Here is a 23,458-nt window from a genome sequence, read left to right on the forward strand (position 1 = left end):
CTCACCATGGCAACGACATCCGCCCCGGCACGCCGCGCGCAGAGCGCGCAGGTCAAGGAACACATCTTCGCCTGGGAAGGCAAGGACAAGACGGGCAAGACCGTGCGCGGCGAAATGCGCGCCGGCGGCGAGACCATCGTGAACGTGACCCTGCGCCGCCAGGGCATCATGGTCACCAAGGTCAAGAAGAAGGTGTACCGCAGCGGCAAGAAGATCCAGGACAAGGACCTCACGCTGTTCACGCGCCAGCTGGCCACGATGATGAAGGCCGGCGTGCCGTTGCTGCAATCGTTCGACATCGTCGGCAAGGGCCATGCGAATCCGTCGATGTCCAAGCTGATCATGGACTTGCGCGCCGACATCGAGACGGGTACCAGCCTGAACAACGCCTTCCGCAAATACCCGCTGTATTTCGACCCGCTGTTCTGCAACCTCGTGGGCGCCGGCGAGCAGGCCGGCATTCTCGAAGACTTATTAACACGCCTGGCGATCTACAAGGAAAAGACGCTCGCGCTGAAGAGCAAGATCAAGGGCGCGCTGATGTACCCGTGCGCGATCATCGCCATCGCCTTCATCGTCACCGCCGTGATCATGATCTGGGTGGTGCCCGCGTTCAAATCCGTGTTCTCCAGCTTCGGCGCGGACCTGCCGGCCCCGACCCTGATCGTGATGTCCATCTCGGATTTCGTGGTGCAATGGTGGTATATCATCTTCGGCTCGATCTTCGGTGCCCTGTACTTCTTCTTCCAGTCGTGGCGCCGGTCACTCAAAGTGCAGCAGGCCATGGACCGCATCCTGCTGCGCGTTCCCGTGTTCGGCGAAGTGGTCCGCAAGGCCACGATCGCCCGCTGGACCCGCACGCTGTCGACGATGTTCGCGGCCGGCGTGCCCCTCGTGGAAGCGCTGGACTCCGTGGGCGGCGCGTCCGGCAACAACGTCTACCTGGAAGCCACGAAAAAGATCCAGACGGAAGTCAGCACGGGCACGAGCCTGACGGTCGCGATGCAGAACGCCAATGTCTTCCCGAACATGGTCACGCAAATGGTCTCCATCGGCGAGGAATCAGGCGCCCTGGACGGCATGCTGGGCAAGGTGGCCGACTTCTACGAGGAAGAAGTGGACGAGGCCGTCAAGGCGCTGTCGTCGCTGATGGAGCCCATGATCATGGTCATCCTGGGCGTGCTGATCGGTGGCCTTGTCGTGGCCATGTATCTGCCGATCTTCAAGCTGGGGTCGGTGGTCTGACGGGGGTGCCGACCAGCGTCGTCCGCCGCAACCGGATCCGCGTACGCGGCGTCCGGATGCCGGCCACGACGCCCCACGCCGCGGACCAGCGCAATGCGCGATCGGTAGCCGGCCCAAGCGGCCGCGCCGCCGCCGCGCGCTGCAGCGCGAGCGACATGCGTTTCATCGCGTAGAGTTTTCGATCGGATACCGGGGCTGCCATGCTTGCAGACTAGCAAGCATGGAGAGTCTCGACCGTGGCATGCCTAACGCATCATCGATGCGCGCGCCTTACGCGCCAAGACACCCTGAATGTTCGTCTCACTGCCGGGCCCAAGTAAAACTTGTGTCAGCAGCATGCACCGGGATGTGGTTGACCATTCGAATGCTTGAACCAATGAAGCCTCTGAAGACGCAGCACCGCATTTGTTGAACTTGTTCAGTCCACTGCGTTCTGACGGTTCTTCCATTGCTTTCCCTGAGGGCTCTACGCCCGCCGAAAGTGTCACTTGGCATGGCATGATCTTAGGGGCTGCTAATGTTATGATTTCAGCATCCTGACTTGGAGTTAGTATGAAAGCTGTAGAACTGTACACGCATCTTAAAAAAGTTATCGGCTCTGAACTGAAGCCAAAGGAAATTGCAAAAGGTCAGGCGTTCTTCTGGCAAGAGCAAAGATTGGGCTCGAACTCGACACGAGTATTGCGAGTCCATGAAGATATCTCCGGATTTATCACAGAGATTAAGTTACCCGTAACATCACTTCGTACCAAGGTGGTAACTACCCTTCCGCTGCCGACCACTTTTGATGACGTTGTTACAGCCGTCCGTCGAGAGATCGATCTACTCGAAAAGTAACTCGCTGGCGCCCATTCTCAGTGGCAGTGCAAAGGCTATTGAAGAACCACTATTCGAAGACTAAGACGACATGGACCGCTTGCTTCAGATCGGATTTCGCGATATCGGTTGTTGGACCTTGGCAGGAGACACCCTACAGTTACAGTTAGATACGCTACCGACGCATCGTCGCGCGTTATATGCGTTTGCAACCGAATCAGCCGTACTGTATGTCGGAAAGACCGCAGGCTCGTTGCCTATGCGGTTGAAGGGTTATATTGCTCCCCATCAGAGCCAGCGGACCAATGTTCGAAATCATGCGGCCTTGTGTGATTTGTTGAGCACGGGAACAAAAGTTCGTATTCTTGGCTGGATTGATCCCGGACTGCACCGCATTGGGCCGTTTGACCTGAACATGGCGGCAGGTCTTGAAGACAGTATCATTGCGCTGCTGGCGCCGCCTTGGAACGGAACCAGTACAACCGCGCTTCGCGTTATTTCGCCCGACATGCTGTCGCAAGCTCTTCAGGCGCCCCCGGCTTCGTTGACTCCAATCGCATCAACTCCGGCCCCATTAGCACAGGCTGTAGCACCCTTAATCGTTAATGCACAGGTTGCTCCAACCACATTACTATCAAACCCGGCCATATTGAGCGCTCCCTCCAACACCAGCACTTCTAGCTTTAAGGTAAAGCTTGGCAAGACTTACTATGAGCGCGGCTTCTTTAACGTCCCGGTCGCCTTCTCCCAGCTTTTCGGTGCACATGGCGCGACTGTTGAACTTTATTGTGGTGATGAGCGCGCCTGTTTGCACGCTGTCCTAGACCGGAAAGCTAATCAGCAAAGCGGAACGCCGCGAATTTATGGCAAGAGCGAATTGGCTTGCTGGTTTCAGCGCCGATTCCAGCTCGATGACACTCTCAAGATAACAGTGCTTGGTCCCACGTCAGCCATCCTGATATGAGAGTTGTCTCATGGTCCCAGATCGCCTAGCAGGACATGCTGCTCGCTTAAGCGCGACAAACCTCGCATAGCGAGCCTCACCGAACGGTTCTCCGGGCCGGCGCCGCCTAGTTCCAATAGAGGTGGTTGAACAGCGTATCGAGTTCAATAAAGTCGCGAAGACTGAGCTGTTCCCGCAGTCGGTCCGCCTCTTCGCAATATTCAGCGTAGAGCTCGGCGTCGACATTGGTCTTGAGCGGGCGTTCGGGGAAGCGCGTGACGTTTGCCCGCGCCATGCCGGCGACGGCATTCTTGTTCATGTTCGCGAAGCGCTTGCTGTTGATGGCCAGCAAGATCTCGGTCAGGATGTTCACACCTGCGCCAATGACGTCATCGAAGTAATCTGCAAGTACTGTGTATGCGGTGCCGGGCGACGCGTGCTTGAGTTCCTGCGCTTCGTTCAACGCGGCTAGAAAATGTCTGTAATTGTTCGCGATTCGTGTTTTACCGCGCTGGAGACCGCCGGAACTGAAGTGTCGGATCAAGTCCTCGTAGCCTGCAATGAACGCGTCCCGCGTGGAAGGCGGCGTTCCGATGAGCCGCTGCATCGCCAGGTTCGCCTGCCGGCGCCGCTCCTTGCGCAGCGCCACCATGGCATCAAATCCGTTCTCGGTCTTGTCGTCACGCAGCACATTCAGCACCGCCTGCAGGGTATCCGTGTCGACTTCTGTCCTGGCGATCGCTTTCGCCGTCCTCCTTCTCGCGACAGCCTGGTGAATTCGGTTGATCTCAAATTTCCGTGCATAATCGTCAATGAGAAACGGCGTCACCTCCTGCAGCACCTTCCCTTCGATCAGCGAATCCACATGGTCGACGATCTCGGCCATGAGTTTGCCGCCGACATCGTCAATCTCGACCGATGCCTCATAATTGACGGTGAACCCGCCAGACGTCAAATTAGCCGAGCCCACGATCACGGTGCCATTGCTGCCGTTTCCAAAGGCATAGAGCTTTGGGTGAAAGGTTTCAGGTGTATCGCCAATATAGACCTGAAGATTGTCGTGCTTCTGCTTGAGCTTGATGAGTGCTTGCAGGACTGCAGGTTCTGTGTAGCAAAACGACAAGCCGGCCGTAAACCGGACATGGAGTCCCCGCTTCAGGGCGGCCGTCAGCGGGACAGCGATACTCGCCCAGCCAGACATCCTAGCAAAGGCGACGACGCACTCGAACCGTGTCGATGTCTGGATCAGTTCCAGAAAACGATCCAGGTGTCCGCTGGTTTCTCCGTTTAACAGTAATTTAACGTGATTCGTCATGATTCTCTTTGGTCGAGTGTTTGCGGAATGGCTGCCTAAAGGGCCGGCACCGCTTCTTCGGCTGCCGTCGCGTCCTCCCATTCGGTCATCGCGCGACCGGCGTCGGTATCGTCTACTGCGAGCCTGAAAGACACGATGAACTCGCTCGGCACGGCGCAAAACCGGTCTTTATCCTCGAAGTCGATGTCGCGCACACAGTGGATCTCATCTTCCGCGGTGACAAGGAACAGCTCGTAGTTATCGCGATGCTCGGCAGCGAAGTTGTATTCGTTGATGCTGAGATGAATGCAGTTCTGCGTGTACCGTTTTACCTCGACGTACCGCCAGGTCGCGCCCTGGTCGGGCGAATAGCGGATGTCGTAGCCCGCCCCGTCATGCCGCTGCGCCACATGCACGACATTCTTGTCGCCGTAGACGGCGGCCAGGCTAGCGATGACGACCTTTTCAGCGTCCTCGCCGCTGGCCCGATTCTTCATGTCCTGGACCGAACTGTGCTTGTGCGAACCGCCCGGCCTTGCCCTCGGGTTGAACGTGTCGTGGACAGCAACCGGGTTTGCACTCCGGGCCGGCAGTTTCCTAGCCGCGGGTGTGTCGCCCTGTTGCGATGGTGCCGCGGAGCTCTCCTGAGCACGCTGCGCCTGTACTCGCTCAAGTCCGCCTTCAAAATACAGAAAGCTCCTTGCCTCTCTCGAGAGCGACGCCAGTTCGTCGGGCGAAAATGCCTGGCTTTGCTGTCTGAAGAGCGTTTCATGGTCTTGCGCGGGCACGAGCACCAGATCGTCGAAATCCGATTGGATGCGTTCATCGATCGTCACAGCGCAATCGAGCTCCGGATTCTCGCGCTGTCGTGCGGCGACATCGTCAATCCACGCGGTATGTTCATAGGTGGCCACAAGGCCCAGGAAGCGGCCGCGTGCGGGCCAGTCGTTGCCGGCGAGCCTTTGCCACAAAGCGTGCTTGAAAGCGCCGAAAAGCTGGTAGAGCCTGTCCCTGAGCTGTTTCCGATGCTGGTCTTCAAAGTCCAGCTTGTAGAAAGCCGACCGGTTGAACGCGTCCACCCGAACGTCCAGGGCCTTGAGAATTGCAGCGATCCGGGGCAGGTTCTCGTGTGCCGAAATCCGTTCAAAGTCGAGACCTGCGAGATCGATGCCGGCTTGGCGAAGTTGGTCGAGCAGGATGTCGATATGGCCGGGCTGAAAGTTTTCAGGCGCGGCGCCATGTATCGTTGTCCAAAGCGTTGTCCAGAAAGCCGTCGCCGGGTCTGCCATGCCGAGGAGCTGGCGGGCTTCGCGCACGGTTTCTTCGCCGAGCTCGTTACGAGCCAGATGCTCAACCTCGAATAAGGGATCCTTGAACACGCCCCGGATCTCGGCGCGATGCTCGTTGACGGCGAAGACCGAGGCGATAATGTCTGCGAAGGTATCGCAAAACAATGGGTCGCGCGTGAGGTCAGCTAGCGTATGCGAAAGGGCCACCTTGATGAGGAATGTTGCGCCCTCTTTCACGTAATCGTTGACGGCGAGTGGAAAGGATTCCCCACCTACCTCGCACGTAATGTCCGAGCACAGCACGATGTCGAGTCTCGCCAGACGTGCCGCCTCGGCTTTCCTATTGCTTTGCAAGCCGTGAATACGGTAGGCCAACACGAAGGGCAGCTTGTCCTTGAGCATCGCCGCCAATGCGTCGGTGAGTTCGGGCGCAGGTATGCGCTCGTGCACGCGAATTGAAATCTCGTTGAGGCTGTTGACACCGAAAAACGCCGCCACCTTGTCTCCGCCTCCCCGCCGCGGGAAATCGAAGACGGGATACCGGTTTACGATCTTGCGGGGCAGACGGATGTTGTCGCTGTAGTAGACCTTGTTTTGTGGATGATATTTGCCCTCGCGTCCCATGTAAGCGAACAGTGGCACGTCCGGCGGAAGGGCTTGCGTGTGGCGGTCGAAGTGCGTCAGTGCCAGACGGTAGATCCGCTGAGTTCGCGTGCCTTCGGGATCGGACTCCGGCAGCCTGCGCAATATTCCTGCCACGGCTGCCAGCGGCAGTTGGTCGAACCGGTCTTTCGCGCCGAGCCGCGACATCACGGTCTCGATTTCGCGGCGCCCCGCGCCGCTTTCCCTCAACCCTGGAGCGGCAAAATCGAACGTGAACGGGTTGACGAGATCTGCCGCCGGTACGTCTTCGTCCAACAGGAATCCATCGAACAACGCTGCCCTGCGCAGTTGAAACTGTAGATACGACGGCTTGTACGCCAGCCGGTGATAATGCGTGCCCCTGTTTTCGTTTACTTTCGAATAGTCGAAGATGTCGGGATTGTCCGACTCCAGACGTTTCCGAGCATCAGGATCGCGGATGAGCCATTCCACCAGCTCTTCCGTCTTCATCGTCCCGTCGAGCATTGCGGCAAGGGCCGAATCGTCGATCGCCAGACATCCGATGCTCGCGTCGCGATACGAAGCAGGCTCCCCCACCACGCTGAAAACATGAGCGGCATACTCTTGGAGACGCGCATCCGACTTGACCGGTACGTACCGGACAAAACGGTTAACGCCGAGCCACAGGAACAGGCGTTCCAGCACCGCAGGATCGGCAAGCGACACGGCGGGGCCAAAAGCGGATGGCGTCGCCAGAAACTGGCCGGATTCATAGACCTGCGCGAAGAGCCGCTCGGTGTGCACGCCGGTCGGATACTCGCGCGAGAGGAACAGTTCGCGCGCGTCGACAACCTCGAGATCGGCATTCAGAAGCCTGACGCTGACGTCGGGGGCAGCGCGGCCGGCTCGCCAAGCGCGGAGAAGTTCGCGAGCAACGCCGAGACCATTTCGCCGATGATTTGCTGTGCATTGGCATCCTGCCGTCCCTGTGCGGCGGTGGCGCCCCTGATGATCGAGCGAATAACCTGCGCCGGCTCATAGCTGTGGATGGTGGTGACCGACTTGAGCCGGCGTTGAATATCGCGTGCTTTTTCACCCAAGTCGGCACCGAGCCGAGCGACCAATTGCTCGAACAGGGCAGCACTCATGAAATCGATGTTCACGAAGCTGGGGATGATGAACGAGTCCACGCCTGCGGTCAGCGGCGTGTAGGCATCGGTGGCGGCATTGATCAGCTCGTTACGATCGTTGACCAGAAGTGAGTAACTGCCCACGAGCTCTTTCTCACTGGAGAGAATGCTGATCAACGTGACGCGGTGTTGCAGATCATGGTCCAGAAGGCATGTGCTGAGCCGATTCACGGCCTCGGTGAATCCCGCAACGTTGGCAACCCGCCGATACTTGTTTGTATGAAGGAGGTTCTCTTCTCCAGGGTAACCAAGTCCCGGAAACGCCGCGCCGCATCCAGCCAGAAGTACAATCTGGGAGAACACATCACCCAGGTAATACACTTCGGAAGCCCGCCGATAGCGCCCATCGACACACGGGAAAATCTCGAGCTGGCGTACGCTCTGCTCGATATGCTGGTAGAAACCCAGTTCCTTCAGTACCGGATTGCTGTCACGGTAGCGCAATGCGCGCACCTGTATCCACGGATCGCTTCCTTGCTCGCGCAGCGATTGGGCCGTGTCGACGATCAGATCGACCAGCTTCGCAAGAAGGAACCGGTTGCGCAGTGAATCGATCAGCTGGTTGCGTGAACTGTCGAGGTCAAACGTGCCATGGATGACCATCGGCAGGTCAATGTTCACCTTCGTCGGGAAGAACGTGTACAGCGTCTCGGCCCCCTTCCTCAGACTGGGCGACAAGGCCAGTTTCAGGCTGTAGCGCTCCTGCTCGGCCATGTCGGCGCTTTGATACTGCGCGGGAAGCGGACCTTCATCCGACTTCATCGTCCACGTTTCCCCGTCAATACTCACTGTATTGCCAGCCTGCTTCTTCTGCAGACGCGTTTCCCCGCTCGCGCGCACGATGATAATGTCGTGGATATGATTGAGGAACAGCAGGCACTTCGCTTCCACATTCGTCAGCTGTTCCTTGATCCCGTCCAGGAACTCCGACCGGTAATGAATCGAAATCTCGGTCGCCCAGCCGCTGCGTGTACGGTCGGTGAACTCGGGGACTGCGAGGAAAGCCACAGGTACCGCTTGCTCACTCATGTTCCTGCGCTGCAGGATACGGGCGCGTTCGGTGTCGTCGAACAGATTTTCGAATGTCCGACGGGCGATGGATTCCGAAAAGGTGACGCTGACGGTTCCACTGTCGATGGTGACCCGGTGAGCCCAGTTTACGATCGAGCGAAAGCCCAGCCCCTTGTTGCCGATGTATTTAAGTTTTGTCTTTGTACTCAAGTTCGCAAGCATCAGGGACTCGAAACCATCTACCGTGAACGGGTGTCCCTGATTGGCGATTGTTAGTACGCCATTTTCCTCGTCGAGCCTGATCCGTACCGCATCCGAGCCCTCATCGTCGGCGTTCTGGAGCATTTCAAGGATTTGCCGTCCGTTGTATTCTCCGACAAGCTGCCGTTCCCGATTATAGTCGCTCACCATGCGCGATTCCTGCTCACGGTAATTCCTCAGCTGGATTTCGACCAGCTTGGCCAGTTTGTCTTTCATGTATTTCTCCGCATTTACCTTGAGTCTCCGCATTTACCTTGAGCAACTATTCATAAGAATGCCTGATTGGCTCTTATGCGTCGAGTCGACGTAGTCGAGGAGGCGGCTTTGTCGAACTCGCGTTTTGTGCGCTACCGCACCGTCCAGTTCACCCATAACTGGTATTTTCGTTGACGATTCTTCAACACTTACCGGTATTCCCATGGTCCCTTGCCCCGAATGTGGTTCCTCCTACGTACGCCGCATCCCGCGTACGCCCCTCATGCGTATCTTGTGGAGCAGCAAGCACATCCTGTGCGGCGATTGCGGCGAACGCTCCCTCGTCTTCCCGAAGCTCATGACACTGGCCGCAAAACACCGTGCATCGAGCCGAACCGCGCGGTTCATCCTGGCCCGCCTGCAAAGCCAGCAATCCCACTGAACTGCCCGACCGCGAAGTCGATGAACAGCCGCGTCCGCAGCGGCTGAAACTGCCGCGACGGATACAGCAGGGTTAAATCCTGCGGCCGCGCGGCCCACCCCTCCAGCACCCGCACCAGTTCCCCGCCGTCCAGCAGATCCCGTACCAGCCAGTCCGGACATATGCCGATCCCGCTGCCCAGCACCAGGCCTCCCGTATCGCCAGCGCATTGTTCACGCGGAAGCGGCTCGACGTCGGCACGCGCGCCTGCTCGTCGCCACGGAACAATTCCACCGTATTGCCCGGCGTCCAGGCGAAGCGGACGACATCGTGCGTCGACAAGTCGTCCGGCACGGCCGGCACGCCCCGCCGCGCGAGATACGCCGGGGCCGCCACCAGGAAACGGGGCACGGTCGCCAGGTGCCGGCCGATGGCATCCGGCGGCAAGGTCCCGCCCAGCCGGAACGCGACGTCGACGCCTTCCTCGACGAGGTCGACGAAGCGGTCGTTGAGGATCAGTTCGACGTCGATGGCGGGGTGGTCCGCCATGAACCGCTGGACCATCGCATTGATGCGGAACTGGCCCAGCGCGACCGGCGCATTGATGCGCAAGAGTCCCGCCGCCTGCCCCGTCATGCCCTGCACGTCGCCCACGGCCGTGTCGAATTGCTCGACGATGCGTTTGGCGTCGGCGTAAAAGCGCTGGCCCTGCTCCGTGGGCGACAGGCCGCGCGTGCTGCGTTCGACCAGGCGCACGCGCAACTGCCGCTCCAGCTGGGCCAGCCATTTGCTGACGGTGGGCTGCGTCGTGCCGAATTCGCGCGCCGCCGCCGACAGGCTGCCCAGTTCGAGGGTGCGCACGAAGACGCGCATCGCGTGGAGCGTATCCATCTATTCGAAATTGGAATGAGTGATCTCACATCCTACCATCTTCATTGCCGGTTCAGAATGGCCTAACGTGGAGCCTTCAATCAAGGAGCCACCATGCCCAAATCGATCGCAGCACTCACCCTCTCCCTGCTTCTCTCCGCACACGCGCTGGCGCAGGAAAACTGGACCACCTCCTGGTACGCGGCCCCGCAACCCGCCTGGGACGCCACGTTCGCCTTGCCGATGAACGTACCCACCGCACTCGACAACGCGACCGTGCGCGAAACCGTCCGCCTGAGCGCGGGCGGCCAGCGCATCCGGCTCGTGTTCTCGAACCGCTACGGCCACGCACCGGTGACGCTCGGCGCCGTGCGCGTCGGCCCGGCCGACGATCCGCGTGCCACCCGGGCGCTGACGTTTTCCGGACAGCCTGGTGCCGCCATCCTGCCGGGCGCCACGGTGACGAGCGATCCCGTCGCTCTCCCCGTCCGGCCGCTGTCCCGGCTGGCCGTGACGACGTCGCTGCCCGCGCCGACGACGATCGCGTCGTTCCACTGGGGCGCGCAGCAGACCATGCACATCGACAGCGCCAAAGTCGGCGGCCGCCTGTTCCTGAGCGCCGTCCTGGTCGAGTCCGCGAAACCGGCCCGCACCGTCGTCGCGCTCGGCGATTCGATCACGGACGGCAACGGCTCGACACCCGATGCGGACCGCCGCTGGCCCGACATCCTTGCCGAAAGGCTGGCGCCGCACGGCATCGCCGTCGCCAATGCCGGCATCTCGGGCGGACGGCTGGCGCGCGACGGCATGGGCGTGAGCGCCCTCGCCCGCCTCGAGCAGGACGTGTTGAGCCAGCCCGGCGTGTCCGACGTCATCGTGCTGCTCGGCATTAACGACATCGGCTGGCCCGGCAGTCCGTTCGCGCCGGGCGAGCGCCCCGCCACGCTGGAGGAACTCACGGCCGCGTACCGGGACCTGGTCGCGGCAAGCCACGTCCGGGGCGTGCGCGTGACGGCGGGGACCTTGCCGCCGTTCGAAGGCGCCCTCGCCGGCACGCCGTACGCCGGCCACTACAGTCCCGACAAGGAATGCCTGCGCCGGCAACTGAATGACTGGATCCGCACGGCCGGCGCGTTCGATGCCGTCGTCGACTTCGACGCCGTCCTGCACGACCCCGCCCGGCCGGGTCGCATGCGGGCCGATTTCGATTCGGGCGATCACCTGCATCCGGGCGATGCGGGCTATCGTGCCATGGCCGGGGCGATCGACATCGCGCGGCTGCTAGCCCGCGACTAGCCGCAAAAGACTAGCTGCAAAAGATTAACCGCAAGCCTTGCCGCCGACGCCGTGATAACCCTTCGCCTTGGCGTCCGCTTCCGTCATGTACTCGCCCTTCTTCGTCTTGCCGTAGTACTTGCTGCCTTCGCAGTGGTAGACCTTGCTGGCACTGTTCGCCCACACCTTGCCCGCGCCGCCGCCGGCCGCCTCTTTCCTGGGCGCCGGCTTGGCGGCGGCGGGCACGGTCGGGGCGCCCTTGTCCGGCGCCAGCGGGTTCGGCACGGTCGTCTGGGCGAACGCGGTGGCGGCCGCCAGGGCGGTCAACAATACTGTGAGCTGTCGTTTCATGGCGACTCCTGAAAAAGTTCCATCATATCGCCGAGCGCCGTCATCCGGTTTCACCCGCCGAAGATAACCGGCACGCAACTTGCATTGCTTCCTGTAACCAACAATACATGGCAACCAAGGCGTTCCGGGCACTCCGCATACGAACGTAACGGGATCGTCCCACACGGACCCTCTCTCCTGGTGCAACCCGGGACTACCCGCCCGGTTTTGGTGCGGACGATCGACTTTTGCGTGAGACTCATGAACATCCAGCACATCCATGTCAATGCCTCCGCGGCCGGCCCGTGGCGTCGCGCACTGGCGGCAGCGGCGCAATTCGACGCCGGCGACGAAGCGGCCGGACTCGGGCGGTGGTGGCTCGACCGGGCCGGCGGACGGATTGCGCTGTCGGCCATCGCGGCCCGATTCTTCGGCACCGAACGCCAGCCAACACCCGACGTCTGCCTGGCGCAGATCGAAACGGAAGACCGGCACGCCGTGCGCGTCATGCTCGACCATGTCGAGGCCGGCGGTAACGACGCCGAATGCGAGTTCCGCGTCCGCACGGACGGGTACGGGCTGCGCTGGCTGCGCCTGCGGCAGCTCGCGGCCGCGGAGGACGGCACGGTCGCGGGCGGCATCCTCGTCGACGTGACGGCCGCCAAGCAGGCCGCCGTGCGCGAGCGTTTCAATTTCGCGCTCACGCAATACCTTGTGGGCACCGACAGCATCGACGACGCCGTCGCCGGTATCCTGCAGCTCGTGTGCGAGGAGCTGGGCTGGGAATGGGGCGCATTCTGGGCGTTCGAGGACCATGCCGGCGCCCCGGCCGGGCTGCGCTGCCGCTATGCATGGCATTCGCCGCGGCAGGCGCTGGCACCGTTCCGCCGGGCCAGCAGCCTCCTTGCAATGGCGCCCGGAGAAGGCCTCGTCGGCACCGTCTGGGCCAGCGGCGAGGCCCGCTGGATCGAGGGCGCGAGCGGCACGGCCGACCTGTTGCGCGCGGACGCCGCGCGCGCGTGCGGCCTGCAGTCGGCCTACTTCTTCCCCGTGACCTTCGTCGGGTCGGACGCCAGCCTGATGCGGCCCGGCGTCCTCGAGTTCTTCAGCGTGCAGCAGCGCCAGCCCGACGCCCAGTTGCCGGGCCTGGCCAAGTCGATCTCCGCGATGATCGCCCAGGCGATCGAGCGCATGACGCAGCAGGAGCGGATCCGCGTGCGCGCACAGACGGACGAGATGACGGGCCTGGCCAACCGCGCCCATTTCTACGACCATCTCGACCGCCTGTGCCGCGACGCGCCGGCCGGGCGGACGTTCGGGGTGCTGTTCGTCGACCTCGACCAGTTCAAGCCCATCAACGACGCCTTCGGCCACGAAGCGGGCAACGTCGTGCTGACGATGTTCGCGGAACGCCTGCGCGCGCTGGTGCCGCCCGGCTGGCGCATCGGTCGCCTGGGCGGCGACGAGTTCGCGCTGCTGTCGGCGCCCGGCGCCACGGCGGACGAGCTCGAACATGTGGCGGACGCCGTGCTGGACGCGGCGCGGCGCCGCTTCGTGTACGGCGAACACCGGCTCGCGGTGTCGGCCAGCATCGGCATCAGCACGTATCCCGAGCACGGCGTCTGCACGCGCGAACTGCTGCACGCGGCCGATGCCGCCATGTACGCCAGCAAGCGCAAGGGCCGCAACCTGGCCAGCCGCTTCGACGGCGACGGCGCGCCGGCCGACGCGGGGCACCGGATCAGCCTGCTGACCGACCTGCATTCCGCGATACGGCGCGGCGAATTCTTCCTGGAGTACCAGCCGATCTGCACCAGCGGCGACATGGAGATCGAAGCCGTCGAAGCGCTGATCCGCTGGCGCCGGCCGAACGGCGAGATCGTGCCGCCGAACGTGTTCATTCCGCTGGCGGAAGAGAGCCGCCTCATCGTCGACATCGGCCGCTGGGTCGTCCGCCAGGCCTGCCAGGATCTCGCGCGCCTGCACGCGGCCGGCCTCGAACGCGTACGCATGCACGTCAACATGGCGGCCCCCGAATTCATCGACGACGGCCTGCCGGACCGGCTGGCGGCACTGGCCGCGGCCACCGGCGTCGACCCGCGCAGCATCTGCCTTGAACTGACCGAAGGTGTCGTGATGCAGCATGCCGATAAATCGATCGCCATCATGCGCGAACTGCGCCGGCGCGGCTTCGGCATCGGCCTCGACGACTTCGGCATGGGCTATTCGTCGCTGTCGCTGCTGAAGAACCTGCCGATCGGCTCGCTCAAGATCGACCGGCTGTTCATGGCCGGCGTGCCGTACGACCGGAACGATTGCGCGATCGTGCGCTCGATCCTCGACCTTGGCCGGCACATGAAGCTGACCGTGGTCGCGGAAGGCGTCGAGACCGACGCCCAGCTGGGCTACCTGCGCCAGTTCGGCTGCCCCCTCGTGCAGGGCTGGCTGCCCGGCCGGCCCGTGCCCCTGGAGCGCCTGCTTGCACTGGCCCCATTCCAACCGCAGCGAGGACCGTATGAACATGCATGAGGCCTTACCCGTCGACGCCTTCCTTCCGTACATGCGCGACGTCGCACGCTGCGAACAATCGCTGCGCGATCTGAACCTGATGTGGCGGACCATCGAATCGTCGGCGAAGATGAACTGCCCGGACGAGGCGCGCGCGATCCTGCCCGCGATGGCGGCCACGCGCAGCAGCTTCGCCGACTTCGAGACCGCGCTCGTCGACAGTCTCGTGCGCGAAAAGACGGGCGGCGTCCAGGCCGAGCTGGCGGCGAAGGCGCACACCGTCATCGACGTCGTCGTGCGCAACCTCTACGAGCGCACGGCCGACGTCAGTTTCCTCGCCACCGACGGCGATCTGTGCGCCTTCGTCGCCGGTCTCGCGCACGACCGCGCGGCGATCGAAAAGCGCCTGCGCGCGTACCGCGACAAGTACACGGTCTACGAGGACATCCTGCTGCTCGACACGGCCGGCAACGTGCTGGCCCGCATCGACGACGCGAATCCGGTCGTGCGCAGCAGCGATCCGCTCGTCGCCGCCACCCTCGCCGCCGACGGCTACATCGAGACCTTCCGCGCCACCGACCTGCGTCCGGGCCGGCGCGCCGCGCTCGTGTACTCGCGCCGCGTCCACCGTCCGGACACCGGCGCCGTCGCGGGCGTGCTGTGCCTGTGCTTCGCGTTCGACGACGAGATGGCGGGCATCTTCCGCCATCACGGCGGCGTGGCGGCGGCGACCGGCCGTGCCAACCTGCTGTTGCTGGACGGCGCCAACCGCATCGTCGCCAGCGCGGATCCGCTGTGGATGCCGCCGGGTGCGGCGGTGCCCGTGAACCGCGACGGCAGCACGGCGCCGGTGATGTTCGCCGGCCGCGCCTACCTCGCCCGCACGGTGGCCTCGAGCGGCTACCAGGGCTACCCCGGGCCGCCGGGCTGGCAGGCGCAGGTCATGATCCCGCTCGACGTCGCGTTCGGAGGCCTTGGCGCCGCGCTGCCGGCCGCGGTCGACCGCGCGTGGAGTGACGGCCTGCTCGGCCACGCGCGCTCCTTCTGCCCGCCCCTGTTCGAGATCCTGGCCGCGACGGCGATGATCCGGCGCGTGGTGTGGAACGTGCAGGTGATGACGGCCGGGAGCGGCGCCGACGCGGCGCGCCTCGAACACATCCTCGAGCAGGTGGGCGAGACGGGGCGGCGCAGCGACGACCTGTTCGCGCGTTCGGTACGCGACCTGCTGGCGACGGCGCTGGCGGCCAGCCTGGAGGCGGCCGGCTTCGCGTCGCGCCTGCTCGTCGACCTGCACGACCGCAATCTGTACGAACGCGCCAACGACTGCCGCTGGTGGGCCCTGGCGCCGGACCTGCGCGCACTGCTGGCGTCCAGCCTGCCGGAGCGCGGCGCGCGCATCGGGCGCATGCTCCGCCACATCAACAGCCTGTACACGGTCTACACGTCGCTGTTCGTGTACGACCGTGCCGGGACCATCGTGGCGGCCAGCGGCGACGCCGCGCAGCCCGCCGTCGACGCGACCACGCTGGCCCGCGTGCTCGCGCTGCGCGGCGAACAGGATTATCACGTGACGCCGTTCGCGCCGTCGGCGCACTACGGCGACCGGCCGACCTACGTGTACCACGCCGCCGTGCGCGCGCCGGGCGATGGCGGCGCGATCGTCGGCGGCATCGGCATCGTGTTCGACGCCGCCGTCGAATTCCGCGCCATGCTGGACGGCGTGCTGGAGGGCGTCCCCGGCCGGCAGGCATTCTTCGTCGAGCGCGACGGCACTATCGTCGCCGGCACCGACCCGGCACGGCCGGTGGGCACCCGGCTGGACGTCGCCCCCGCCCTGCTCGCACAGGCGAACGGCGCCGACGCCACCGCCGTTCTCGTGCACGATGGCCGCTACGCGGTCATGGGCAGCACGATGTCGAGCGGCTACCGCGAATTCAAGAACGCCGACGGCTACCGGTGCGACGTGGTCGCCGTCGTCGTCGAGTCGTTCGGCGCGGTGCGCGGCCATGCCGGGACCGCCCCCGTGCCGCTGCGCGGTGCGACGCACGGCGCCGCCTACGCCACGTTCCTGGCGGGCGGCGAACTGTTCGCACTGCCCGCCGCCGACGTGTGCGAGGCCCTGCCCGCGACGCGGGTGGCGCAGGTCTCGATGGGCGCGTGGGGTGGACGCAGCGGCGTGCTGGCGCTCGACGACCGCGACGGCGCACCGGACCATGTCTGGGTGTTCGACCTGCGTACGGTGCTGGCCGGCACGGTGCCGCCCGACGCCGCCGGCGACGTGGTGGTGGTCAGGCATGGCGGCCGGGCGCTCGGCCTGGCGGTCGACGGCCTGCACGGCGTGGCCCGGTTCGACCCCGCAGACGTCCTGCCCTCCCCCTTCGGCGCCGGCAGCAGCGGACTGGTCCAGCAAGTCATCCGGGCGAACGGCGGCACGGCGCTGGTCCAGGTACTGGACACGCGCCGCCTGTTCGACCTGCTCGGGCAGCCGCAGACCGCCTGACGGGAGGACGGCCGCCCCGCGTCAATGCACGGCGATGGCCGAGATCTCCACCGCGGCATCCTTCGGCAGGCGCTGGACCTGCACGGTGGCGCGGGCCGGCGGCTTGTCCTTGAAATACGTCGCGTAGACCGCGTTCAGCTTCGCGAAGTCGTTCAGGTCCTTCACGTACACGGTGGTCGAGACGACGTTATCGAGCGTCATCCCGGCGGCGGCAAGGACCGCCTTCAAATTTTCGAACACCTGCGCGGTCTGTTCCTCGATCGTGCCGGTGTTGGTCTGTCCCGTCTTCGGATCGATGGGGATCTGCCCCGCGAGAAACACCATGCTGCCGGACCGTATCGCCTGCGAATACGGACCCACCGCGGCCGGCGCGTCCTTGCTCGCGACGACTTCCTTCTGGGGCGCCGACGCGGCGCCATGGGCCGCGCCGAGCGGCAGCAATGCAGCAAAGGCAATACCGAGGCAGTGCTTGGTGTTCATGATGTTCCTTTCGTGTTGTGGACAGGACGGCAATGCCAGCCCAGTCTAGCGGCCGTATGTACACCGTCAAACCACAGAACGGATAGGGCCAGGGACACCACACGTGGCGGAGACGCCTCACCATGCTGCCCAAAGGACCGGAAAACCCCTAGAATAGTTGATCCACGGAATCAGCCATCGATCGGATCATCCTACTCATGGAAACCCTGCTCTTCGCCGCCCCGGCGACCCTCGCCGCGACCCTTGCCGCCTTGCTGTTCGGCCTGTTGATCGGCAGCTTCCTGAACGTGGTCGTGTACCGCCTGCCCGTGATGGCGCAGCGCGAACTCGACAACTACATCGCGCACGAAGCCGGCAAGGACCTGCCGCACCCCGACCGCTTCAACCTGATGGTGCCCCGCTCCGCCTGCCCGCACTGCGGCCACCAGATCACGGCGTTGGAAAACATCCCGATCGTCAGCTGGCTGGTCCTGCGCGGCAAATGCAGCGCGTGCAAGGCGCCGATTTCTCCCCGTTATCCGATCGTGGAAGCCGTCACGGGCCTGCTGTCGGCCGTCGTGATCTGGCATTTGGGCAGCGGCTGGCTGGGTCTCGCGAGCCTCGCGTTCGCGTACTTCCTCATCGCGATGACCTTGATCGATTACGACACGAAAACGCTGCCGGACGATCTCACCTACCCGCTCCTGTGGCTGGGCCTGCTCGTCAACCTGAACGGCACCATCGTCCCGCTGCGCGACGCCGTGATCGGCGCCATGGCCGGCTACCTGGCGTTGTGGGCCGTGTACTGGCTGTTCAAGCTCGCCACCGGCAAGGAAGGCATGGGCTACGGCGACTTCAAGCTGCTCGCCGCGCTGGGCGCGTGGATGGGCTGGGCGATGCTGCCGACCATTATCATCCTGTCGTCCGTCGTCGGCGCCATCGTTGGCATCTCGCTGATCGTGTTCGCCCGCCGCGACCGCAATAATCCGATTCCCTTCGGACCTTATCTCGCCGCGGCTGGTATGATCGCACTCTTGTACGGAATACCACTCACCCGCTACGCGCAGGGTTTCCTGGTCTAGCCTCGCGGCCGGGCCCGAGGATCGCATGCAGACATCTGGCCCGACCGTTTCACCCTCTCTCTTCCGCTTTGCGGTAGGCCTCACCGGCGGCATCGGCTGCGGCAAGACGACCGTGGCCGACCTGTTCGCCGCGCGCGGCGCCGCCGTCATCGACACCGACCAGATCGCCCACAGCCTGACGGCCCCGCACGGCGCCGCGATGCCCGCGCTGGTCGCCGAATTCGGTCCCGACTACGCCACCCCGGACGGCGCCCTCGACCGCGCGAAGATGCGCGCCCTCGTGTTCTCCGACCCGTCCGCCCGCGCGCGCCTGGAAGGCATCCTGCACCCGAGAATCCGCGAAGCGACGGCCGCCGCCGCCCTGATCGCGGACGGCCCCTACACGATCTTCGTCGTGCCCCTGCTGATCGAATCGGGCACCTGGCGCGAGCGCGTCGCGCGCGTGCTCGCGATCGACTGTGCCGAAGCGACGCAGGTCGCGCGCGTGATGGCGCGTAACGGCCTGACGGAAGACCAGGTCCGTGCCATCATGGCGGCGCAGGTGACGCGCGCGCGCCGGCTGGAAGAAGCGGACGACGTGATCCTGAACGACGCCGGCATCGACGCCTTGTTGCCGCAGGTGGAACGCCTGCACCGCTTTTATCTTGACGAAGCGGCAAGATTGGCAGAGCAGCAAAGCCAGCGTTTGTAATTTTGTGCATCATGGTTCAGAATCACGTGGTTACTCGCCAGCCTACATTCAGGGGAATGAGAGGAATGACATTTTGATCGTCTACGAATACCCGTTCAACGAGCGGATTCGCACGTTGTTGCGGCTGGAGGACCTGTACGAGAAGTTCAAATTCTTTGTAGCCCAGGAACATCCTCTGCAGCACCATGTCGCGCTCGCGACGATCTTCGACATGCTGGAAGTGGCGGGCCGCGCGGACCTGAAGTCCGACCTGCTGCAGGAACTCGAACGCCAGAAACAGAGCCTGCTGGGCTACCGCAGCAATCCCGCCGTCGCCAGGGACATGCTCGACGCCGTGCTGGCCGAGCTCGACACGGTCAGCAACGCCCTCGTCAACGCCCAGGGCAAGACGGGCCAGAACGTGCGCGACAACGAATGGCTGATGAGCATCCGCGGCCGCACGATCATCCCCGGCGGCGCCTGCGAATTCGACCTGCCGTCCTACCACGCCTGGCAGCGGCGTCCGACCGAACAGCGCTACGCCGACATCATGAACTGGTTCGCCCCGCTGGCCCCGCTGTTCGAGGCGCTGGCCCTCGTGCTGCGCCTGCTGCGCAATTCCGGCGGCCCCGTCAAGATGATCGCCTCATCCGGCAGCTATCAGCAGATGCTGCAGGGTAAGGTGTACCAGATGCTGCGCCTGTCGCTGGACGAGTCCATCGGCGCGATCCCCGAGATCTCCGCCAACAAGTACATGCTGTGGGTACGCTTCACGACCCAGGGCGGCGACCTGAAACCGAAGCCGCTGGAAGAAGACGTCCCGTTCGAACTCACGCTCTGCAATTTCTAGAAGCACACCATGACCGTCGTATCCTGCCCCACCTGCGGCAAGAAGGTCGAATGGACGCCGGAAAACAAATTCCGTCCATTCTGTTCCGAACGCTGCAAGCAAATCGACCTGGGCGCCTGGGCCGAAGAAAAGTACACGATCCCCGGCGCGCCGCCGGGCGACGCCGACGAGGATAGCGTCTCGAAGGAATAACCGTTCACAAGGGGTCTTGCATGCCGTTCGTCACGCTCACCGTCCGCAAGCCGAAGAGCACCGGGTTCAAGGACAAGGTGTTCGCCGCCGTGCACGCCGCGCTCGTCGCGACCGGCGTCCCCGACACGGACAAATTCCAGCGCGTGCTGGAACTCGACGCGGCCGACTTCCGCTACGACACGCACTACCCCGACGTCCAGACGACGCGTACGGACGACTTCGTGCTGATCGAGATCCTCTGGTCCGTCGGACGCAGCGTGAAGGTCAAGAAGAAGCTGCTGGGCGAGCTGATGGACCAGCTGCGCGCGAGCGGCTTCGATCCGGAGAACGTGATGGTCGTGTTCAAGGAGACGACCTGGGAGAACTGGTCGTTCGCGGGCGGCCGCTTGCTGCATACGTGAAGCTTGCCGCCGCACTGGCGCTGGCCGCGATCCGCTGCTACCAGCGTTTTATCTCGCCCTATAAAGGCTTTTCCTGCGCGCTGCGCGTGGCGACCGGCGGTGACAGCTGCTCGGCCTACGGCCATGCCGTCATCGCACGCTTCGGGCTCAGGCGCGGCCTTGGGCTGCTCGACCGCCGCCTCTCCCTGTGCGGCCACGTGCACCGGCAGATGCCGCGTCCGTCCGCGCCCGTGCTCCATCCGCGCGTGCGGCGCCAGCAGGGATTTTGCGACGCGCCGTGCGACCTGCCCTGCGACGGTCCCGGCCACTGCCATTTTCCGTGCGACGGCCACCACCACTGCGGCGGCGTGCCGCGGCATCTACCCTGCGACGCGTTCGATCTGTGCGATGTCTGCGACGGCTGCGATGCGTGGAAACGCTGGCGCGAGCGCCGGCGCAGGCAGGACACGCGCGACCTGGACGCGGCGGCGGAGCGGATCAGGCGCCAGCGCGCCCGGCATACCTCACCTGATCCAGCCATTCCAGCAACGGAATCGTCGCGGGCAGCAGAGGACTGACGGCATACGCGCCCTGCCACGCGAACGCCTGTCCTTCCAGGCTTTGCGGTTCGCCTTCCCACTCGCGGCTGATGTAGAAGTACAGGCGCACGTGCGCGTGCTCATATACGTGTTCGACGCAGCACCAGGGCTCGGCCGAGATCACCTTCACGCCCAGCTCTTCGACGAACTCGCGCTGCAGCGCATGGAAGATGTCTTCCCCCGGCTCGACTTTCCCGCCGGGGAATTCCCAGTAGCCGGCATACGGCTTGCCGTCTGGGCGCTGGCCCAGCAGCACGTCGCCGTTCGGGCGCATCAGCACGCCCACCGCAACATCCACCGGCTTCTCAGACATCGACCTGTTCCTGTACCGGCGCGGGCGGCAGCTTGCCCGCGTAGTCCTTGGCGAACTGCCACGCCACGCGGCCCGAGCGCGAGCCGCGGCCCAGCGCCCAGCGCAGCGCGTCGCCGCGCGCGGCCGCGATCTGCTCCGGCGTGCAGCCGAAGCTCGTCAGCCAGTGGCCGACGATGTCCAGGTAATCGTCCTGCCTGAACGGATAGAACGACAGCCACAGGCCGAAGCGCTCGGACAGCGAGATCTTTTCCTCGACCGTCTCGGCCGGGTGCAGGTCGTCGTCGGCCACGTGCTTGTAGCCGTCGTTGTCCGAGAATTTTTCCGGCATCAGGTGGCGGCGGTTCGAGGTCGCGTAGATCAGCACATTGTCCGACTGCGCCGCGATGCTGCCATCGAGCGCGACCTTCAGCGCCTTGTAGCCCGCTTCGCCCTCTTCGAAACTGAGGTCGTCGCAAAAGATCACGAAGCGCTCCGGCCGGCCCGCGACGAGGTCGACGATGTCCGGCAGGTCGGCCAGGTCGGCCTTGTCCACTTCGATCAGGCGCAGGCCTTGCGGCGCGAACTGGTTCAGGCACGCCTTGATCAGCGACGATTTACCCGTGCCGCGCGCGCCCGTCAGCAGCACGTTGTTGGCGGGGCGCTTCGTCACGAACTGGCGCGTGTTCTGCTCGATCTGCTCTTTCTGCGGACCGATGTGCTGCAGGTCGTCCAGGCGGATGCTCGACGCGTGATTGACCGCCTGCAGGTACTTGACGCTGCCCGCGCCCGGACGCTTGCGCCAGCGGTAGGCATAGCCGTGGCGGAAATCCGGATCGCGCGGCGCCGCGGGCGGCAATAAAGCCTCCACGCGCGCCAGCAGGGCTTCGGCGCGGTGCAGGAAGTTGTCCAGCTGGTTCATCGGTTCAGGAACGGTAGTCGGCGTTGATCGAGACGTAGTCGTGCGACAGGTCGCACGTCCACACGGTCGCATCCGCCTCGCCGCGCGCGAGCACGACGCGCACGAGGATCTCGGCCTTCTTCATCACGCGCTGGCCATCTTCTTCCTTGTACTCCGGATTGCGGCCGCCGGCCTTCGCCACCAGCACGTCGTCCAGGTACAGGTCGAGCCTGGACGTATCCAGGTCGTCCACGCCCGCGTAGCCGATGGCGGCCAGGATGCGGCCCAGGTTCGGGTCGGAGGCGAAGAACGCGGTCTTCACGAGCGGCGAGTGGGCGATGGCGTAGGCGATCTTGCGGCACTCTTCCATGTCGCGGCCCTGCTCCACGCTGATCGTGATGAACTTGGTGGCGCCTTCGCCGTCGCGGATGATCTGCTGCGCCAGGTGGCGCGAGATGCCGGTGACGGCGTCGCGCAGTGCGGCGTAGTCCGCGCTGTCGGTCGAATCGACGACGAGCGAACCGGCGCCCGTGGCGACGAGGATGAACGAGTCGTTGGTCGACGTGTCGCCGTCGATGGTGATGCTGTTGAAGGAGCGGTCGGCCGCGTACTTCACCAGTTCGTCCAGCACGGGCTGCGCGACCTTCGCGTCGAATGCGAGATAGCCCAGCATCGTCGCCATGTTCGGCTTGATCATGCCGGCACCCTTGCTGATGCCGGTCATCGTGACCACGTGGCCGCCGATCGTCGTCGTCAGCGACGCCGCTTTCGGCTGCGTGTCCGTCGTCATGATGGCTTCCGCCGCGTTGAACCAGTTATCCGCCTTCAGGTTCGCGATGGCGGCCGGCAGGCCCGCGACGATCTTTTGCACCGGCAGCGGTTCCAGGATCACGCCGGTGGAGAACGGCAGCACCTGCTGCGCGTCGAGGCCGAGCAGGCGCGCCACTTCGGCACACGTGGCCTGCGCGTTCTGCAGGCCCGGCTCGCCCGTACCGGCGTTCGCGTTGCCCGTGTTGACGACCAGCGCGCGGATCGCTTTGCCGCCGCCCTTCACTGCCTCGAGGTTCGCCTTGCTGACCTGGACCGGCGCCGCGCAGAAGCGGTTCTTCGTGAACACGCCGGCGACGGTCGCGCCTTCGGCGAGCTTCATCACCAGCACATCCTTGCGGTTCGGCTTCTTGATGCCGGCTTCGGCGTAACCGAGTTCGATGCCGGCGACGGGTTTCAGTTCGGCGGCGACGGGCAGGGGGGAATTGACGGCCATGGCGTTCTCTAATGAAAAGAT

The 23,458-nt window shown here is 64.1% G+C and carries 22 protein-coding genes; 12 read left to right on the plus strand and 10 right to left on the minus strand.

Annotated elements, in window-relative coordinates; genetic code table 11:
• Nucleotides 1-6: 6 nt before the first annotated feature.
• From P0M04_RS03205 to P0M04_RS03215, 3 genes are all read left to right on the plus strand, one after another.
• Nucleotides 7-1,245 (plus strand): type II secretion system F family protein, encoded by a 1,239-nt coding sequence (locus P0M04_RS03205; RefSeq protein WP_259448788.1) that lies wholly within the window; start codon nucleotides 7-9, stop codon nucleotides 1,243-1,245.
• Nucleotides 1,246-1,797: 552 nt separating this feature from the next.
• Nucleotides 1,798-2,082 (plus strand): hypothetical protein, encoded by a 285-nt coding sequence (locus P0M04_RS03210; protein ID WP_259448787.1) that lies wholly within the window; start codon nucleotides 1,798-1,800, stop codon nucleotides 2,080-2,082.
• A 70-nt stretch (nucleotides 2,083-2,152) separates the two neighbouring features.
• On the plus strand, nucleotides 2,153-3,025 hold the full coding sequence (locus P0M04_RS03215) for a GIY-YIG nuclease family protein (RefSeq protein ID WP_259448786.1): 873 nt from the start codon (nucleotides 2,153-2,155) through the stop codon (nucleotides 3,023-3,025).
• Between the two features lie 106 nt (nucleotides 3,026-3,131).
• Here P0M04_RS03215 and P0M04_RS03220 read toward each other — a convergent pair whose 3' ends face one another.
• From P0M04_RS03220 to P0M04_RS03235, 5 genes are all read right to left on the minus strand, one after another.
• Complete coding sequence (locus P0M04_RS03220) at nucleotides 3,132-4,319, minus strand: phospholipase D-like domain-containing protein (RefSeq protein WP_259448785.1); 1,188 nt, start codon at nucleotides 4,317-4,319, stop codon at nucleotides 3,132-3,134.
• 35 nt (nucleotides 4,320-4,354) lie between these two features.
• Nucleotides 4,355-6,994, minus strand: a complete 2,640-nt coding sequence (locus P0M04_RS03225) for a protein NO VEIN domain-containing protein (RefSeq protein WP_281042369.1) — start codon at nucleotides 6,992-6,994, stop codon at nucleotides 4,355-4,357.
• A gap of 62 nt (nucleotides 6,995-7,056) precedes the next feature.
• On the minus strand, nucleotides 7,057-8,868 hold the full coding sequence (locus P0M04_RS03230) for a sacsin N-terminal ATP-binding-like domain-containing protein (protein WP_281042370.1): 1,812 nt from the start codon (nucleotides 8,866-8,868) through the stop codon (nucleotides 7,057-7,059).
• A gap of 383 nt (nucleotides 8,869-9,251) precedes the next feature.
• Nucleotides 9,252-9,458 carry a LysR substrate-binding domain-containing protein gene (locus P0M04_RS32765; protein ID WP_307734422.1) on the minus strand — a complete coding sequence of 69 codons (207 nt, stop codon included), beginning with the start codon at nucleotides 9,456-9,458 and terminating at the stop codon, nucleotides 9,252-9,254.
• On the minus strand, nucleotides 9,362-10,159 hold the full coding sequence (locus P0M04_RS03235; RefSeq protein WP_307727103.1) for a LysR family transcriptional regulator: 798 nt from the start codon (nucleotides 10,157-10,159) through the stop codon (nucleotides 9,362-9,364). The genes P0M04_RS32765 and P0M04_RS03235 overlap by 97 nt, the downstream gene beginning before the upstream one ends.
• 93 nt (nucleotides 10,160-10,252) lie before the next feature.
• Between P0M04_RS03235 and P0M04_RS03240 the strand changes: the two genes are divergently transcribed.
• Nucleotides 10,253-11,434, plus strand: a complete 1,182-nt coding sequence (locus P0M04_RS03240) for an SGNH/GDSL hydrolase family protein (RefSeq protein WP_259448783.1) — start codon at nucleotides 10,253-10,255, stop codon at nucleotides 11,432-11,434.
• A 24-nt stretch (nucleotides 11,435-11,458) separates the two neighbouring features.
• On the opposite strand, the gene P0M04_RS32850 is transcribed toward P0M04_RS03240, so the two are convergent.
• Nucleotides 11,459-11,764 (minus strand): hypothetical protein, encoded by a 306-nt coding sequence (locus tag P0M04_RS32850; RefSeq protein WP_371877276.1) that lies wholly within the window; start codon nucleotides 11,762-11,764, stop codon nucleotides 11,459-11,461.
• A gap of 240 nt (nucleotides 11,765-12,004) precedes the next feature.
• On the opposite strand from P0M04_RS32850, the gene P0M04_RS03250 reads away from it, so the two are divergent.
• Nucleotides 12,005-14,272 (plus strand): putative bifunctional diguanylate cyclase/phosphodiesterase, encoded by a 2,268-nt coding sequence (locus tag P0M04_RS03250; RefSeq protein WP_259448782.1) that lies wholly within the window; start codon nucleotides 12,005-12,007, stop codon nucleotides 14,270-14,272.
• Nucleotides 14,265-16,751 (plus strand): chemotaxis protein CheW, encoded by a 2,487-nt coding sequence (locus tag P0M04_RS03255; protein WP_259448781.1) that lies wholly within the window; start codon nucleotides 14,265-14,267, stop codon nucleotides 16,749-16,751. The genes P0M04_RS03250 and P0M04_RS03255 overlap by 8 nt, the downstream gene beginning before the upstream one ends.
• A 21-nt stretch (nucleotides 16,752-16,772) precedes the next feature.
• On the opposite strand, the gene P0M04_RS03260 is transcribed toward P0M04_RS03255, so the two are convergent.
• Nucleotides 16,773-17,231: a RidA family protein gene (locus P0M04_RS03260; protein ID WP_259448780.1), complete on the minus strand. Its 459-nt coding sequence runs from the start codon at nucleotides 17,229-17,231 to the stop codon at nucleotides 16,773-16,775.
• A 197-nt stretch (nucleotides 17,232-17,428) separates the two neighbouring features.
• Here P0M04_RS03260 and P0M04_RS03265 point away from each other — a divergent pair, with 197 nt between their 5' ends.
• The 6 genes from P0M04_RS03265 to yidD all read left to right on the plus strand — a co-directional run bounded on the left by P0M04_RS03265 (nucleotide 17,429) and on the right by yidD (nucleotide 20,962).
• The gene (locus tag P0M04_RS03265) at nucleotides 17,429-18,292 is read left to right on the plus strand and encodes a prepilin peptidase (protein ID WP_259448779.1); all 864 of its coding nucleotides are present in this window, start codon (nucleotides 17,429-17,431) and stop codon (nucleotides 18,290-18,292) included.
• 25 nt (nucleotides 18,293-18,317) lie between these two features.
• Nucleotides 18,318-18,983, plus strand: coding sequence for a dephospho-CoA kinase (gene coaE / locus P0M04_RS03270; protein ID WP_259448778.1), 666 nt, complete (start codon nucleotides 18,318-18,320; stop codon nucleotides 18,981-18,983).
• A 73-nt stretch (nucleotides 18,984-19,056) separates the two neighbouring features.
• Entirely contained in the window at nucleotides 19,057-19,812 is a 756-nt protein-coding gene (zapD, locus tag P0M04_RS03275; protein ID WP_259448777.1) for a cell division protein ZapD, read from the plus strand.
• 9 nt (nucleotides 19,813-19,821) lie between these two features.
• On the plus strand, nucleotides 19,822-20,004 hold the full coding sequence (gene yacG, locus P0M04_RS03280; protein WP_259448776.1) for a DNA gyrase inhibitor YacG: 183 nt from the start codon (nucleotides 19,822-19,824) through the stop codon (nucleotides 20,002-20,004).
• A 20-nt stretch (nucleotides 20,005-20,024) separates the two neighbouring features.
• Entirely contained in the window at nucleotides 20,025-20,405 is a 381-nt protein-coding gene (locus P0M04_RS03285; protein WP_259448775.1) for a tautomerase family protein, read from the plus strand.
• Nucleotides 20,402-20,962 carry a membrane protein insertion efficiency factor YidD gene (gene yidD / locus P0M04_RS03290; RefSeq protein ID WP_259448774.1) on the plus strand — a complete coding sequence of 187 codons (561 nt, stop codon included), beginning with the start codon at nucleotides 20,402-20,404 and terminating at the stop codon, nucleotides 20,960-20,962. Before P0M04_RS03285 ends, yidD begins: the two co-directional genes overlap by 4 nt.
• Here the strand turns inward: yidD and P0M04_RS03295 are convergent.
• The 3 genes from P0M04_RS03295 to argJ are packed head-to-tail and all read right to left on the minus strand — an operon-like array spanning nucleotide 20,883 to nucleotide 23,437.
• On the minus strand, nucleotides 20,883-21,296 hold the full coding sequence (locus P0M04_RS03295; protein WP_259448773.1) for an NUDIX domain-containing protein: 414 nt from the start codon (nucleotides 21,294-21,296) through the stop codon (nucleotides 20,883-20,885). The genes yidD and P0M04_RS03295 overlap by 80 nt on opposite strands.
• Complete coding sequence (locus P0M04_RS03300; protein WP_259448772.1) at nucleotides 21,289-22,194, minus strand: ATP-binding protein; 906 nt, start codon at nucleotides 22,192-22,194, stop codon at nucleotides 21,289-21,291. Before P0M04_RS03300 ends, P0M04_RS03295 begins: the two co-directional genes overlap by 8 nt.
• A 4-nt stretch (nucleotides 22,195-22,198) precedes the next feature.
• Nucleotides 22,199-23,437 carry a bifunctional glutamate N-acetyltransferase/amino-acid acetyltransferase ArgJ gene (gene argJ / locus P0M04_RS03305; RefSeq protein ID WP_259448771.1) on the minus strand — a complete coding sequence of 413 codons (1,239 nt, stop codon included), beginning with the start codon at nucleotides 23,435-23,437 and terminating at the stop codon, nucleotides 22,199-22,201.
• Nucleotides 23,438-23,458 lie beyond the last annotated feature (21 nt).

The organism is Telluria mixta, from assembly GCF_029223865.1.
Lineage (GTDB): Bacteria > Pseudomonadota > Gammaproteobacteria > Burkholderiales > Burkholderiaceae_D > Telluria > Telluria mixta.

Coding starts and splice junctions, on each gene's coding strand:
- P0M04_RS03205 (WP_259448788.1), top strand. CDS start 7: ATGGCAACGACATCCGCCCCGGCACGCCGCGCGCAGAGCGCGCAGGTC.
- P0M04_RS03210 (WP_259448787.1), top strand. CDS start 1,798: ATGAAAGCTGTAGAACTGTACACGCATCTTAAAAAAGTTATCGGCTCT.
- P0M04_RS03215 (WP_259448786.1), top strand. CDS start 2,153: ATGGACCGCTTGCTTCAGATCGGATTTCGCGATATCGGTTGTTGGACC.
- P0M04_RS03220 (WP_259448785.1), bottom strand. CDS start 4,319: ATGACGAATCACGTTAAATTACTGTTAAACGGAGAAACCAGCGGACAC.
- P0M04_RS03230 (WP_281042370.1), bottom strand. CDS start 8,868: ATGAAAGACAAACTGGCCAAGCTGGTCGAAATCCAGCTGAGGAATTAC.
- P0M04_RS03235 (WP_307727103.1), bottom strand. CDS start 10,159: ATGGATACGCTCCACGCGATGCGCGTCTTCGTGCGCACCCTCGAACTG.
- P0M04_RS03240 (WP_259448783.1), top strand. CDS start 10,253: ATGCCCAAATCGATCGCAGCACTCACCCTCTCCCTGCTTCTCTCCGCA.
- P0M04_RS32850 (WP_371877276.1), bottom strand. CDS start 11,764: ATGAAACGACAGCTCACAGTATTGTTGACCGCCCTGGCGGCCGCCACC.
- P0M04_RS03250 (WP_259448782.1), top strand. CDS start 12,005: ATGAACATCCAGCACATCCATGTCAATGCCTCCGCGGCCGGCCCGTGG.
- P0M04_RS03255 (WP_259448781.1), top strand. CDS start 14,265: ATGCATGAGGCCTTACCCGTCGACGCCTTCCTTCCGTACATGCGCGAC.
- P0M04_RS03260 (WP_259448780.1), bottom strand. CDS start 17,231: ATGAACACCAAGCACTGCCTCGGTATTGCCTTTGCTGCATTGCTGCCG.
- P0M04_RS03265 (WP_259448779.1), top strand. CDS start 17,429: ATGGAAACCCTGCTCTTCGCCGCCCCGGCGACCCTCGCCGCGACCCTT.
- coaE (WP_259448778.1), top strand. CDS start 18,318: ATGCAGACATCTGGCCCGACCGTTTCACCCTCTCTCTTCCGCTTTGCG.
- yacG (WP_259448776.1), top strand. CDS start 19,822: ATGACCGTCGTATCCTGCCCCACCTGCGGCAAGAAGGTCGAATGGACG.
- P0M04_RS03285 (WP_259448775.1), top strand. CDS start 20,025: ATGCCGTTCGTCACGCTCACCGTCCGCAAGCCGAAGAGCACCGGGTTC.
- P0M04_RS03295 (WP_259448773.1), bottom strand. CDS start 21,296: ATGTCTGAGAAGCCGGTGGATGTTGCGGTGGGCGTGCTGATGCGCCCG.
- P0M04_RS03300 (WP_259448772.1), bottom strand. CDS start 22,194: ATGAACCAGCTGGACAACTTCCTGCACCGCGCCGAAGCCCTGCTGGCG.
- argJ (WP_259448771.1), bottom strand. CDS start 23,437: ATGGCCGTCAATTCCCCCCTGCCCGTCGCCGCCGAACTGAAACCCGTC.